Here is a 12,883-nt window from a genome sequence, read left to right on the forward strand (position 1 = left end):
CACCGGCCGTAAACGCCGTTGTGGCTGGTTCGATGCGGCATTGGTGCGCCAGACCTGCGCAACGTCGGGCATTACCGGTATTTCGCTGACCAAGCTGGACGTGCTGGATGGGTTCGAAACCCTGAAAATCTGTGTTGGCTATGATCTGGATGGCGAACGTTTGGATTACCTGCCAACCGCAGCCGATCAGCAGGCGCGCTGCAAGCCGATCTATGAGGAAATGCCCGGCTGGTCGGAATCGACCGAAGGGGCGCGGTCCTGGGCGGATCTGCCTGCGAACGCGATCAAATACGTGCGCCGCGTCGAGGAACTGATCCAGTGCCCCGTCGCGCTTTTGTCCACCAGCCCGGAGCGGGAAGACACGATCCTCGTGACTGACCCGTTCGCCGACTGATGGCCTTGTCCTACAAGGCGCGGCGGCGCTGGTCGCTGGTGATCCTGCTGGTGGGGCTGCCCCTCTATATCGGGCTGTCGTGGTTCCTGCTGAGCCTGTTCGAGCGCCCCTCGATCCTGCTGGAACTGGGCATCTACATCGCGCTTGGCATTGTCTGGGCGATTCCGTTCCGCGCCGTGTTCAAGGGCGTGGGGCAGGCCGATCCGGATAGCGGAAACGACGAAACCCCGGGCACCTGACCCGGGGTTTTCATCTGTCGCGCGGGCAGAGATGTCAGCGGCGATAGTAGGGGGATCGCGTGGTCAGGCGGAACTGGCCCCGGCGGATCTTCTCGATCTGTCCATCATTCAGCACCTGGCCGAAGACACGCATTGCCTCTTCACGAGAGGCCGTGATGTCGGCCCCGTCCTGGATCAGGCGGATCACCTCGGCGCGGCCGAAGATTTCCTGCCCCATGACATGGGTGGCGTAGCCGCAGGCGGCCGATGCGATGTCTTCCAGGTCGTCGACCTCGCGCTCGCGCAGGTAGTCGAGGAAGCTTTGCTCGGCCCCGAAGAGGTTTTCCTCGGGCGCGGGGATGCGGGTGACGCGGGCCTCGGCGGTCAGGGCCAGCGGTTCGGAATGGTCGTCTTCCAGCACGCGGGCCGTGGCGGCACCACCGGCGGCTGCGCGCACGATCCGGCGCGGGCGCACGATGCTGGCGCGGGGTGCGGGGCGGTTGTCACCTGAATCGACGCGCTGTTCGGACACAAGGACCAGCGGGGTCTGGCGCGGGCGTTCCCCGGCGGGGCGGTCCGAGCGGCGCTGGCCGTCCTTCTGCACCCGGCGCGGGCGCATGACCTGTGCCAGGTCTTCGCGATACTGGGCGGTGGCGTCCTGCGGTTCGGCATTGCCGCCAAGCTGCTCTTCGGCGGCACGGGCGGCCACGGCGGCCTTGAGATGGGCGATATTGGCGCGGCGCCGAGCGGTCTCGTCGGTCGACAGGCGGCTGTCGGTCGCGTCGAAGAGGCGGCTGACATTGGCCTCGGCCATGTCGTCGCCGGCCAGGTGCTGGCGGCGCGCTTCGCGTTCGGCGCGGCGGGCGGTGCGTTCGGCCTCGATCTGGGCCAGTTCGCGCTGGAGGTCTTCCTCGGCATCGGGTTCCAGCGTCGAGGGCTCCTGCGCCACCGGGGCAGCGTCAGCGGCCTCGGCGGTGTTCTCTTCGGACGCTTCCGGTGCACGGCCCCGGATCACCCACACGCGCGGCGAACGCGCCGGGGTGGCGGCAGCTTCTTCGGCAGGCGCAGGTTCGGTGGCGGCTTCGGCAGCGTCCGCTTCTACGGCAGGTTCTGCCACCTCGGTCGCTGCGACCGGAGCGGGGGTTTCTTCCTGCGTTTCGACGGCTTCGGCTTGGTCCGCCGGGGCGGCCTGCTCGGCAGGGGCGGGGGTGGTTTCGGTCACGGCCTCCGGGGCGGTCTCTTCTGCCTCAGCCTCAGCGGCCGGACCATCGGTAAAAGGGTCCTGTTCGTTCTCGTCCTCGCTGTATCCGGCAGCGGGGGCGTCGTCCTCGGCCTCTTCCTGCGCCACGACACGGCGGATGCGCGCCAGCTTGGCGGCAACGCTGTCGGGGTCGGGGTAGTTGTCATCGGAAGCGGCGGGGGCGGCGGCCTCGGGCGCCTCGTCCTCTGCATCTGCCGAGAGGGCAGGGGTGTCGTCGATGTCGTCTGCAAGGGCTTCGGGCTCTGCCGCGACAGGGGTATCTTCGGCAATGGCGTCCTGGCCTGCGGCGTCAGAAAGCGCGTCTTCGGCGCTGTCGTCCTCGCTGGTCTCCTCCTCGGTCTCGTCATCCGAGAAGGCGGCCATGGCCTGCATCACGGCAGAGACGGTGTCTTCGCCAGCCTCTGCCGGGGCGTCTTCGGCCTCGTCGGCGTCGTCGGACATGACGGCAGCAGCGGCGGCACCGGCCAGCGCAGCGGCAGCGGCGATTGCGTCGCTGCGGTCTTGCGTGTCGTCCTGATCTGCCAGATCGGCAGCCTCAGCCTCAGCCTCAGCCTCAGCCTCAACTTCGGGGGCTTCGATGTCTGCGGCATCAGCGGCAGCGGAGTGATCTTCGGCTTCGTGCTCTGCGTCGGCCTGAGCGTCTTGCTCGATTTCTTCGCTCGCGTCCTCGGGGCTGTCGTCAGCCTCGGCTGCATCCTCAGCTTCCTCGGCGTCCAGCGCGGACTCGGCTTCCTCGACCTCCTCTTCAAGCGCGGCAGCGCGCACCGGCGCGGCGGCTTCGGTCACGTCCCCGGCGTCCAGCGCTTCGGCCTCCTCGGCCTCGTCGCGCGCTTCGGTGTGGGGCCGCAGAAGCAGGCCGCTCTCCATGATGCGCGCGTCGACACGGGCCTGGATCGCCTCCTCGGTGATCCGGTGAAGCATCTCGGCATCCGGGGTCGGCGGTTCCGCCCCGAAGAAGCGGTCACCCGCTGCGAGGTCTCGGAAATACTCCGCGATGGCCTTCATGGCCTCGAACGGATTGTCGAACCCTTCGAGGGTACATGAGAAGGTCCCGTAGGATACCGTTAGGATCTTGTTTTGGTCACTCATGGCTCGTCTCTGCTCGCCCAGGGTTCAGCCCCGGAATTTACCATCTTGCGAAAAGGTGTAACAAACCTATTCCAGCCAAAGGGGACGGCATTGGGGCCATTCAGTGATTTCTGATACGAAAAATGGCAATAATTTGCCACTTACCCAAAAGACATCGCGCGCCGACACTTTAGTGACAATTTTAGGCGCGGGTCACGTGAATCAGGCCGATCTGGCCCTTGCAATGGGCCTTGCGCCGGTTCTCGTGGCCGCTGATGGCGGGGCAGAGGCGGCGCTGAGCCTCGGCAGAACGCCCGACCTGGTGATCGGAGATTTCGATTCGCTTTCCCCTGAAACCCGCGCCGCGCTGCCAGCAGACAAGCTGATTCACGTCCCCGAACAGCAGAGCACCGATTTCGAAAAGGCCCTGTCGCGGGTTGCGGCGCGCGGCGTGCTGGCGCTTGGAATGACCGGGCGGCGCACCGATCATGAACTGGCCGCCTGGCACACGCTTCTGCGCTGCCCGTCCCCGCGCTGCATTGTGATCGCGGAGGAAGACATCGTGTTCCTGGCCCCGCCGCGGATCGTGCTGGAACTGCCGGTTGGCACGCGCGTGTCGCTCTTTCCCCTGCTTCCCGCAACCGGGCGCTCGCAGGGGCTGCACTGGCCCATCGAGGGCATCGCCTTTGCGCCGGGGCAGGCCATCGGCACCTCGAACCGCAGCGACGCGCCGCAGGTGGTGCTGGAGCTCGACAGCCCCGGAATGCTGGTGATTTTACCCAAGACCTGCCTGGATGCGGCGGTTTCGGCGCTCTTCTAGGGCCGTTTTCCCTCGCACGTGCGGGCGCGCTTGTGTAAGAGCCTCGTGACGCAACTGAATATACGGCAGACCGATGACCGCTGATCTCTCTCCCATTGATATCGCCAAGTTCGTGGCCGCCAAGCGCGCCGTGGACTATGTCGAGGACGGCATGCGCGTTGGCCTTGGCACGGGATCCACCGCTGCGTGGATGGTGCGCTGCTTGGGCGAGCTGGTGCGCGATGACGGCCTGAAGATCACCGGGGTCGCCACCTCAACCCGCACCGCCGAACTGGCCCGCCAGGTCGGTGTGCCCATTTCGACGCTGGACGAGGTGAAGTGGCTCGATCTGACCATCGACGGGGCGGATGAGTATGACCCCAACCTCAATCTCATCAAGGGCGGCGGCGGGGCGCTGTTGCAGGAAAAGATCGTGGCCACGGCCTCGGACCAGATGATCGTGATCGCCGATGCCACCAAGCAGGTGGAAACGCTCGGGGCCTTCCCGCTGCCCGTCGAGGTCATTCCCTTCGGCTGGCAGACCTCCAAGGCGCTGATCGAAGAGATGCTGGGCAATCTCGATGTGCTGGGCAAGACCGCCTCGCTGCGGCTGGCCAATGACAAGCCCTTCCGCACCGACGAGGGCAACTTCATCCTCGACCTGCACCTGCGCCACATTCCGAACCCGCACCAGTTGTCGATGGTGCTGAACCAGGTGCCGGGCGTGGTGGAGAACGGGCTCTTCCTCGATATCTGCGACGTGGTGGTGATCGGCGCGGGCGATGGCAGCGTCGAGGTGCGCGACATCAACAACGGCACCGTCGAGCACGAGCAGATCGACATCATCGACACCGACAATCTCTTCGTCGACGTGCGCGACTGACATCTCGCGCGCAGGCACCTGTGCGTGACTGCCGGTGGCGCCGCCGCGTGGCGCAGATTACGTCCGGCAGCGTCAAACGATTGGAAGGAGCGGGCCATGAGCCATTTCGATTATGACCTTTTCGTCATCGGCGGCGGGTCCGGCGGCGTGCGCGCCGGCCGCATCGCTGCTGAACATGGCGCCAAGGTCGCGCTGGCCGAAGAATACCGCATGGGCGGCACCTGCGTCATTCGGGGCTGCGTGCCCAAGAAGCTTATGGTCTATGCCTCGGGCTATCCCGGCCAGGTCGCGGATGCGGCGGCCTATGGCTGGCAGGCCAGTGTTGGCGGTTTCGACTGGGGCATGTTCCGGGGCAAGCTCGATGCCGAATTGGACCGGCTGGAAGCGGCCTATCGCGGCAATCTCGACCGCTCGGGCGTGACCACCATGGACGCGCGCGCGACGCTGAAGGATGCCCATACGGTGCAGCTGTCCGACGGGCAGACGGTCACCGCAGCCCATATCCTAGTCGCGACCGGCGGCTATCCCTTCGTGCCGGAGTTCCCGGGCTCGGACCTGGTGATGACCTCGAACGACGTCTTCAAGCTCGACGCGCGGCCCGACAGCATCCTTATCGTCGGCGGCGGCTATATCGCCTGCGAATTCGCGGGAATTTTCAACGGGCTCGGCACCAAGGTGACGCAGTTCTACCGTGGCGCGCAGATCCTGCGCGGCTTCGATGACGAGGCGCGCGGGCACGTGGCCGACGCCATGCAGGCGCGCGGGATCGAGCTGCACCTGGGCTGCAACGTGATGGAAATCCGCCAGGTGGAGGGCGGGCTCTGGGTCAAGGCTTCGAACGGAATGGAAGCGGTTTTCGACAAGGTGCTCTATGCCACGGGGCGCAAGCCCAATAGCCATGGGCTGGGCCTGGAGGAGATCGGCGTCGAGATGGGCCGAAATGGCGAGATCAAGGTCGACGACTACAGCCAGACCAACATCCCCTCGATCTTCGCCGTGGGCGACGTGACCGACCGGGTGAACCTGACGCCCGTGGCGATCCGCGAGGGCCATGCCTTTGCCGATACCGTCTTTGGCGGCACGTCGCGCAAGGCCGATCATGACCTGATCCCCTCTGCCGTGTTCACGCAGCCCGAACTGGGCACCGTGGGCCTGACCGAGGAAGAGGCGCGCGATGCGGGACCTATCGAGGTCTATGCCGCGGCCTTCCGGCCGATGCAGACCCTCTTTGCGGGGCACGAGGAACGGGTGCTGATGAAGCTCATTGTCTGTGCCGACACGCGCAAGGTTCTGGGCGTGCACCTGGTGGGCGATCATGCCGGCGAAATGATCCAATTGGCCGGTGTCGCGGTCAAGATGGGGGCCACCAAGGAAGACTTCGATCGGACCATGGCGGTGCATCCCACCATGGCCGAGGAACTGGTCACGATGAAAACTCCGGTGCGCACGGCTTGATTTTCCGGCGTCACGGGCACAGTTAGCTAAGGGAATTGGGCGTGCCTTCTGGCGGCGCCCTCAGGATAACAAGGGGAAAGACCGGCATGGCTGGAAATTCTGGCGGACCTTGGGGCGGCGGTGGCGGCTCCGGCGGCGGAGGAAACAGGGGCAATGGCAACGATAATCGCGGCGGGCGGCGCCCGGGCGAGGGCGGAGGCCAGCAGATCCCCGAGATCGACGAGATCGTCCGCAAGGGCCAGGAACAGCTACGCGTCCTGATGGGCGGGCGCGGAGGCCGCAGCGGTGGCAGCGGCGGTGATGGCGAGGGTCCGAGCTTCGGGCGCGGCAGCTTCATCGTGGGCGGCATCGCGCTGTTGGCGCTTTGGGCCTATGCCTCGGTCTACACCGTTGCGCCCGAAGAACGCGCGGTGGAGCTATTCCTCGGCGAACGTTTCGCCGTGCGCGAACCGGGTCTGAACTTCGCCCCCTGGCCGATCGTGACCGCGGAAGTGGTCGAGGTGACGACGAACCGCACCGAATCCATCGGCACCGCGCGGTCGGGCTCGGGGGATGCGGGGCTGATGCTGACCACGGACGAAAACATCGTCGATATCGACTTCGAAGTGGTCTGGAACATCTCGGATCCCGAAGCCTACCTCTTTAACCTGGCCGAGCCGCAGGAAACCGTGCGTGCGGTGTCCGAGGCGGCCATGCGCGAAGTGATCGCCGCCGCGCAGCTGGCACCGATCCTCAACCGCGACCGCCAGATCATCGCCGATACCGTTCAGCAGCTGATCCAGGACACGCTGGACAGCTATGAAAGCGGTATCAACGTGGTGCGTCTCAACCTCGACCGCGCGGACCCGCCGGCGGAAGTGATCGACGCCTTCCGCGACGTGCAGGCCGCCGAACAGGAACGCGACCGGCTGGAACGCCAGGCCGACGCCTATGCCAACCGCGTCCTCGCCGGCGCGCGCGGTGAAGCGGCGCAGCTTCTCGAAGAAGCCGAGGCCTATCGCGCGCTGGTCGTGAACGAGGCCGAAGGTGAGGCCAGCCGCTTCTCGGCGGTTCTGGCGGAATACCTGCTGGCCCCCGAAGTGACGCGCCAGCGTCTCTATCTCGAAACCATGGAACGCGTGCTTGGCGGGATGGACACGATCATCCTCGACACCGACGCGACCGGCGGCACCGGGGGCGTCGTGCCTTACCTGCCGCTCAACGAACTGCGGACCCGGGGGAACTGACCGATGCGCAAGGCAACCTTCATCCTTCCCGTCATCGTGATCGTGCTGGCCGCGATCATGAGTTCGCTCTTCATCGTCGACGAACGCCAGCGCGCGCTGGTGCTGCGCTTCGGCGAGATCCGCACCGAGATCGAGGAACCGGGCCTGAACTTCCGGATTCCCGTCTTCGAACAGGTCGTGTTCTACGATGACCGCATCCTGTCGCTCGACACGGCGCCGATCGAAGTCACGCCCTCCGATGACCGCCGCCTGGTGGTCGACGCCTTCGCGCGCTACCGCATCATCGACACGCGCCAGTTCCGGCTGGCCGTGGGTGCCGGCGGCATTGCCGAGGCCGAGCGTCTGCTGGAAGACATCTTGAACCCGCAGATCCGCGCGGTTCTGGGTGCAGATGGCGTGACCTCGAACACGATCCTGTCGTCGGAACGGGCGGCCCTGATGGACCGGATCACCGAACAGGCGCGTGCGCTGGCCGCGCCGCTCGGGCTCGACATCCTCGACGTGCGGCTGAAACAGACCGCCCTGCCGCTTCAGAACCTCGAAGCCACCTTCGCTCGGATGCGGGCGGAACGTGAACGCGAGGCGACCGATGAGCGGGCCCGCGGTGAAGAAGCCGCGCAGCGTGTGCGCGCCCAGGCCGACCGGACCGTGGTCGAACTGGTGTCGGAAGCCAACCGCGAGGCCGAGATCATCCGAGGCGAGGCCGATGCGGAACGCAACCGCATCTTCGCCGAAGCCTTTGGGCAGGATCCCGACTTCTTCGAGTTCTACCGCGCCATGACCGCCTACGAACGGGCCCTGACCGGCGAAAACAGCTCGATGGTGATGTCGCCCGACAGCGCCTTCTTCGACTTCTTCGGCTCGCCCATGGGGCGCGGACTCGCCGTCCCGGCACCTGCGCCGGCGGAGTGACATCATGATCCAGTCGATCCTTTGGGGGCTCGGACTGGTGCTTGTGATCGAGGGGCTGGCCTATGCGCTGGCCCCTTCTTTCATGAAGGACCTGATGCGCCGCATGCAGCATGAACCGGAAGAGACGTTGCGGATTGCGGGCTTCGGGGCGCTGGTGATCGGGACCGGGCTTGCCGTGCTGAGCCACGCCCTGGGCGGGTAGGGCGCGCGGTTAGGGCGCAGGGCGCGTGCCGGACCCGGTTGCGCCGCGCCTTTGGCGCGCCGACCCGCGGGGGGATCCTCCCCCCGCACCCCCCTGGGATATTTATGGAACAATGAAGGCTCAGAGCCCCTTGCGCATGATCGGCCGGGTAGGGGCGCGGCGGGCGACCTCGGTGAAGCCCGTGGCCAGGAATGCGCCCATGAAACCGGTCCAGGCATAGACCGGCGGGTAGCGATCCTGATCGGTGTCGATCGGGTAGCCTTCGAGGATTTCTGCGCCCCTGTCCCTTGCAAAATCGGCAGCGGCGTCGAGCAGGTGCCGGGACAGACCCGAGCGCCGATGCGCCTTGTCGACGAGGAAACAGGCGACGGACCAGACCGGGCGGTCATCGACGGGCTTCAGGATGCGTGAGCCTGCGAGACGGGGGAAGGCGCTGCGCGCATCGACCTGGATCCATCCCACGGGCTGACCGTCGTGGCGGGCGACAAGGCCGGGCACCTGGCCCGCGTCGAAGAGCGCCTTCATGGCGGCCCGGTTGCCGGCACCCTGGCCCGCGCGCATCTGGGCTGCCGAGCGACGCCAGAGCATGCACCAGCAGCCGCCGCAGCCGCCCCTTTCGCCCATTACGGCCTGGAACCCGTCCCAGTCGGCGGGGTCGATCTGGTAGTCCATCCCCCTGGGCACCCCCTCGAAACAGAGAAAACCGGGTCATTTCCGGCAGTATCACGCCCATGTGACCGATGTGACAAGAGGATTGCTTGATTGACACCGCGCGCCACCAAATATCTTGTGGCACGAGAGGGCAGGGACAGCCTGAAACTGGTTTGACAGGAGGATATCGAGTGATCATGCAAACCAACCGCATCCAGGCCGTCGCGCAGGCGCTGCCGCGAACACGCCGCAGCCAGCATCACGCGCTGACGACCCTTCTGCTGATCCTGACGATGGCCGTGACCGCCATCGCCGTGACCACCGCGCCGTCCCGCGCGCAGATCGCGGGCCCCGCGAGCTTCGCCGACCTCGTGGACGAGGTTGGCGATGCCGTGGTCAACATCACCACCACGAGCCTTGTTGCCACTGGAACCGGCCCCGGGCCGCAGGTGCCGCCGGGCTCGCCCCTGGAAGATTTCTTCAACGACTTCCTCGACCAGCAGCAGCGCGGCCCCAATGGCCCCGCCCCGCGCCGTCCCAATGCGCTCGGCTCGGGCTTCGTGATTTCCGAGGACGGGTTCATCGTGACCAACAATCACGTGATCGAGGGCGCCGACGAAATCATGGTCGAATTCCGCGATGGCCGCGAACTGGCCGCCACCGTGATCGGGACCGACCCCAATACCGATATCGCCGTGCTGAAGGTGGAGCCCGAGGCCCCGCTGGTCTTCGTCAGCTTCGGCGACAGCGATGCCGCCCGCGTGGGGGACTGGGTGATGGCCATGGGCAACCCGCTCGGCCAGGGCTTCTCGGTTTCCGTGGGCATCGTGTCGGCACGTGAACGTGCGCTGTCGGGCACCTATGACGACTTCATCCAGACCGATGCCGCGATCAACCGGGGCAATTCGGGCGGGCCGCTGTTCAACATGGCGGGTGAAGTGGTCGGCGTGAACACCGCGATCCTCAGCCCCAATGGCGGCTCGATCGGCATCGGCTTCTCGCAGGCGTCGAACGTGGTTGCCGGCGTGGTGAACCAGCTGCGCGAATTCGGCGAAACCCGCCGTGGCTGGCTTGGCGTGCGTATCCAGGACGTGACCGCAGAAATCGCCGAAGGGCTTGGGCTGGACATCGTGACCGGTGCCCTGGTTACGGATGTGCCCGAAGGACCCGCGCGCGAGGCTGGCATGGAAGTGGGCGATGTCATCACCACCTTCGATGGGGTCGAGATCGACGATACCCGTGAACTGGTGCGCGTCGTCGGCGGCTCTGGCGTGGGCGATACCGTGCGCGTCGTGGTCTACCGCGATGGTGAAACCCAGACCCTGCTGGTGACGCTTGGCCGCCGGGAGACCGCCGAAAACGTGGCCTTCCCCGAGCCCGGCAGCGAGCAGGTGACGCCCTCGTCCGAGGTGCTTGGCCTGACGCTGGCCCCGCTGACCGACGAGGCGCGCGAAGCCAATGGCGTCGAAGACGGTCTGCTGGTCGAAGCGGTCGATCCGAACTCGGACGCCGCAGATCGCGGGCTGGAGGCCGGGGACGTGATCGTCGAAGTGGGTCAGCAGCCTGTGACCAGCGTGGATGAATTCAACGCCCGCGTCGACCAGGCCGAGGAAGCGGGGCAGAACTCTGTCCTGCTGCTGATCCGCCGCGGGGGCACCCCGCGTTTCGTGGCGCTGCCGATCGACAAGTAACTCCAGAGAAGTCCCTGAGTCATGCCAGGGCAGGCCCCGCCGGAGCGCATCCGGCGGGGCTTTTCTTTCGCGGCAGATTTTCAGTTGAACACGAGATCGGATTTCGAAGTGACGCGAGGTGCAAGGTGACGGAGTGTCTTCACAAGACGCGACCCTGCCTGAGGTTCGAAAAGGACGGGCTGGCGGCGGCGCGGTTTTGCGTATCGCTTCTGCCGATCGCCGGATGGACTCCGAAACCGATGGCCCCGAGCCCCTGGTAGTGATTTTCATCCTTGCGGGAGCGCCCTGCCAGATCCTGAACGGCGGGCCGCGATGATGGAGATGGGCAAGATCGACATCGCCGCGCTGGAGCGGGCATTCGCTGGCGACTAGGCGGCGGTCAGTCGCGCGATCAGCGCCTCGATAAGGCCCGTTGCCCCGTGTTTTAGCGGATCGTCCAGCGCCTCGGCCAGCCCCGACATCAGCACCAGTCCCAGCACCGCCGCATGTACGGTGACGGCCTGTTGCCGCGCGGATAGCGGATCGGGCCCAAGATGCGGGGCCAGCGCGCCGTAAAGCCGGTCGGTGATGGCATGGACCCGGTCCAGCACCTGCCGTTCGCGCGGATCGGTCGCCCCACGGGCAAGGGTCTGGGGCAAGAGGTACATGGCGCGGAACCGGGGCAGGTCGGCAAGGTGAAACGCTGCCAGCGCCCGAACGAAGCGGGCAATCGCCTCGGCCCCGTCCCGCGCATCCCGCACGGCGGTTTCGGCCAGTGCGGCCTCTTCCTCCAGCCAGGGCAGGAAAAGCGCCGCCAGCAGGTCGGGCTTGGTCGGATACCAGTAGAGCACCGCCTGTTTCGAATGCCCAAGCCGCGCCGCGATGGTGTCGAACGACAGCGCGCCAAGCCCGCCTTCGGCCAACAGGTCGCGGGCTATATCGAGAATCTGCGCACCGGTATCTGACCGTGCCATGGCGTGCCCCTTGCAAACTTACCAATGGTAGGTAAACTGGCGCCTGACAGGTCCGGCGTCAAGCCGGGGCAAGAGAGGGCGGCGCAGATGACCGGCATCGAAGAGCTCTTGACATGGGACAACCCGGTCTTCTCCGCCTATGTGCTGGCGTCGGCGATCCTCGTGCTGAAGGTGATGGGGCAGGGCTGGATGACGGTCTGGCGGTTCCAGACCACCGGAAGGGGGCTGGCCAGCCCCGAGGACGCGGCAAAGGGGTTGCTGAACCCCGCGCCTGACCCCTCGCAACTCGAGATCGACGACTATGTCGACCGCTCGCGCCGGATGCACAGGAACGACCTTGAAAACATCCCGGCCTTCTGGATGGCGGGGTTTCTCTTCGTCTTGATCGCCCCCGCGCCGTGGCTGGCGCAGGGGCTGTTCTGGGGCTTCGTCGCCGCGCGGGCCGGGCATTTCTGGGCCTATGCCACCGCGCAACCCCATGAAATCCGCGCCACGTTCTACAGCATAGGCTCGCTCATCGTGATCTGGATGGGAGTGCAGGTGCTGTGGGCGGTGCTGACCTAGAAATCCTTGAGCAATCGCGTCGTTTCCGGGTCGAGGAAACCCGCCACGGTTGCTTCGGTCTCCAGCGCCAGCGCCCGGTGCAGGTCGGGCACGGCGGCGGCGTAGAGCACGCGTTTCATGGCGCGCGTGGACAGGGCGGGCAGCGCGGCCAGTTTCCTTGCCACGTTCAGCGCCTCGCCTGCCAGTGCGTCATCGGCCACCACGCGCCAGGCAACACCCAGTTCGTGCAGCTCGGCCGCGCCGTAGCGGTCGCCGAACATCAGCATCTCGCGCGCCTTCACCAGCCCTACCAGGTTGGGCAGGAGCGTCGTGACGGCCCCGGTGACGAAGAGGTTGAGCGAGACCTCGGGGAAGAACCCCTTCGCGCTTTCCCCCCAGATCGGGAAGTCGCAGTTGATCGCCCACTCAAACCCGCCGCCCACGGCCCACCCGTTGATCGCGCCCACGACGGGTTTGGGACCAAGACAGATCGCCCGCGTCGCGGCCTGTATGAGATCGACCAGCGCCCGCGCCTCGGCCTCGCTTTCGGGGTGGGCATGATCCTGCCGGTCGTCGCCCGCGCAAAAGGCACGACCCTCGCCGGTGAAGATGATCGCGCGGGTATGC

General features: G+C 66.3%; 14 protein-coding genes. 10 read left to right on the forward strand and 4 right to left on the reverse strand.

Going from position 1 to position 12,883, the window contains the following annotated elements:
• Positions 1-394 (forward strand): adenylosuccinate synthetase (locus ACEQXV_RS13870; RefSeq protein WP_370269699.1); only part of this gene is annotated, 394 nt, incomplete at its 5' end.
• Entirely contained in the window at positions 394-633 is a 240-nt protein-coding gene (locus tag ACEQXV_RS13875; protein WP_370254812.1) for a DUF2842 domain-containing protein, read from the forward strand. The genes ACEQXV_RS13870 and ACEQXV_RS13875, both read left to right, overlap by 1 nt.
• 34 nt (positions 634-667) lie before the next feature.
• Here the strand turns inward: ACEQXV_RS13875 and ACEQXV_RS13880 are convergent, their stop codons facing one another.
• The gene (locus ACEQXV_RS13880; RefSeq protein ID WP_370269700.1) at positions 668-2,962 is read right to left on the reverse strand and encodes a hypothetical protein; all 2,295 of its coding nucleotides are present in this window, start codon (positions 2,960-2,962) and stop codon (positions 668-670) included.
• Between the two features lie 196 nt (positions 2,963-3,158).
• Between ACEQXV_RS13880 and ACEQXV_RS13885 the strand changes: the two genes are divergently transcribed.
• The 6 genes from ACEQXV_RS13885 (at position 3,159) to ACEQXV_RS13910 (ending at position 8,418) form a co-directional block, all read left to right on the forward strand.
• Positions 3,159-3,761, forward strand: coding sequence for a thiamine diphosphokinase (locus ACEQXV_RS13885; protein ID WP_370269702.1), 603 nt, complete (start codon positions 3,159-3,161; stop codon positions 3,759-3,761).
• A gap of 73 nt (positions 3,762-3,834) precedes the next feature.
• Positions 3,835-4,623, forward strand: coding sequence for a ribose-5-phosphate isomerase RpiA (gene rpiA / locus ACEQXV_RS13890; protein ID WP_370254806.1), 789 nt, complete (start codon positions 3,835-3,837; stop codon positions 4,621-4,623).
• A gap of 96 nt (positions 4,624-4,719) precedes the next feature.
• On the forward strand, positions 4,720-6,078 hold the full coding sequence (gene gor, locus ACEQXV_RS13895; protein WP_370269703.1) for a glutathione-disulfide reductase: 1,359 nt from the start codon (positions 4,720-4,722) through the stop codon (positions 6,076-6,078).
• Positions 6,079-6,164: 86 nt separating this feature from the next.
• Positions 6,165-7,304: an FtsH protease activity modulator HflK gene (gene hflK / locus ACEQXV_RS13900; protein ID WP_370269704.1), complete on the forward strand. Its 1,140-nt coding sequence runs from the start codon at positions 6,165-6,167 to the stop codon at positions 7,302-7,304.
• 3 nt (positions 7,305-7,307) lie between these two features.
• Positions 7,308-8,216: a protease modulator HflC gene (gene hflC / locus ACEQXV_RS13905; RefSeq protein WP_370254801.1), complete on the forward strand. Its 909-nt coding sequence runs from the start codon at positions 7,308-7,310 to the stop codon at positions 8,214-8,216.
• Between the two features lie 4 nt (positions 8,217-8,220).
• Positions 8,221-8,418, forward strand: coding sequence for a DUF2065 domain-containing protein (locus ACEQXV_RS13910; protein ID WP_370254800.1), 198 nt, complete (start codon positions 8,221-8,223; stop codon positions 8,416-8,418).
• A gap of 120 nt (positions 8,419-8,538) precedes the next feature.
• On the opposite strand, the gene ACEQXV_RS13915 is transcribed toward ACEQXV_RS13910, so the two are convergent.
• Complete coding sequence (locus ACEQXV_RS13915) at positions 8,539-9,090, reverse strand: N-acetyltransferase family protein (RefSeq protein WP_370255100.1); 552 nt, start codon at positions 9,088-9,090, stop codon at positions 8,539-8,541.
• A gap of 176 nt (positions 9,091-9,266) precedes the next feature.
• Between ACEQXV_RS13915 and ACEQXV_RS13920 the strand changes: the two genes are divergently transcribed.
• Entirely contained in the window at positions 9,267-10,760 is a 1,494-nt protein-coding gene (locus ACEQXV_RS13920) for a Do family serine endopeptidase (protein ID WP_370255102.1), read from the forward strand.
• Positions 10,761-11,128: 368 nt separating this feature from the next.
• On the opposite strand, the gene ACEQXV_RS13925 is transcribed toward ACEQXV_RS13920, so the two are convergent.
• On the reverse strand, positions 11,129-11,713 hold the full coding sequence (locus tag ACEQXV_RS13925; RefSeq protein WP_370255098.1) for a TetR/AcrR family transcriptional regulator: 585 nt from the start codon (positions 11,711-11,713) through the stop codon (positions 11,129-11,131).
• An 87-nt stretch (positions 11,714-11,800) separates the two neighbouring features.
• Between ACEQXV_RS13925 and ACEQXV_RS13930 the strand changes: the two genes are divergently transcribed.
• Positions 11,801-12,277 (forward strand): MAPEG family protein, encoded by a 477-nt coding sequence (locus ACEQXV_RS13930; protein ID WP_370269706.1) that lies wholly within the window; start codon positions 11,801-11,803, stop codon positions 12,275-12,277.
• On the opposite strand, the gene ACEQXV_RS13935 is transcribed toward ACEQXV_RS13930, so the two are convergent.
• Positions 12,274-12,883: enoyl-CoA hydratase/isomerase family protein (locus ACEQXV_RS13935; protein ID WP_370269708.1), on the reverse strand; the 610-nt coding region annotated here is incomplete at its 5' end. The genes ACEQXV_RS13930 and ACEQXV_RS13935 overlap by 4 nt on opposite strands.

The organism is Nioella sp. (genome assembly GCF_964229645.1).
Classification (GTDB): domain Bacteria; phylum Pseudomonadota; class Alphaproteobacteria; order Rhodobacterales; family Rhodobacteraceae; genus Nioella.

Excerpts from the sequence above, each read along its gene's own strand:
- ACEQXV_RS13875 (WP_370254812.1), top strand. The coding sequence starts at position 394 with ATGGCCTTGTCCTACAAGGCGCGGCGGCGCTGGTCGCTGGTGATCCTG.
- ACEQXV_RS13880 (WP_370269700.1), bottom strand. The coding sequence starts at position 2,962 with ATGAGTGACCAAAACAAGATCCTAACGGTATCCTACGGGACCTTCTCA.
- rpiA (WP_370254806.1), top strand. The coding sequence starts at position 3,835 with ATGACCGCTGATCTCTCTCCCATTGATATCGCCAAGTTCGTGGCCGCC.
- gor (WP_370269703.1), top strand. The coding sequence starts at position 4,720 with ATGAGCCATTTCGATTATGACCTTTTCGTCATCGGCGGCGGGTCCGGC.
- hflK (WP_370269704.1), top strand. The coding sequence starts at position 6,165 with ATGGCTGGAAATTCTGGCGGACCTTGGGGCGGCGGTGGCGGCTCCGGC.
- hflC (WP_370254801.1), top strand. The coding sequence starts at position 7,308 with ATGCGCAAGGCAACCTTCATCCTTCCCGTCATCGTGATCGTGCTGGCC.
- ACEQXV_RS13910 (WP_370254800.1), top strand. The coding sequence starts at position 8,221 with ATGATCCAGTCGATCCTTTGGGGGCTCGGACTGGTGCTTGTGATCGAG.
- ACEQXV_RS13915 (WP_370255100.1), bottom strand. The coding sequence starts at position 9,090 with ATGGACTACCAGATCGACCCCGCCGACTGGGACGGGTTCCAGGCCGTA.
- ACEQXV_RS13920 (WP_370255102.1), top strand. The coding sequence starts at position 9,267 with ATGCAAACCAACCGCATCCAGGCCGTCGCGCAGGCGCTGCCGCGAACA.
- ACEQXV_RS13925 (WP_370255098.1), bottom strand. The coding sequence starts at position 11,713 with ATGGCACGGTCAGATACCGGTGCGCAGATTCTCGATATAGCCCGCGAC.
- ACEQXV_RS13930 (WP_370269706.1), top strand. The coding sequence starts at position 11,801 with ATGACCGGCATCGAAGAGCTCTTGACATGGGACAACCCGGTCTTCTCC.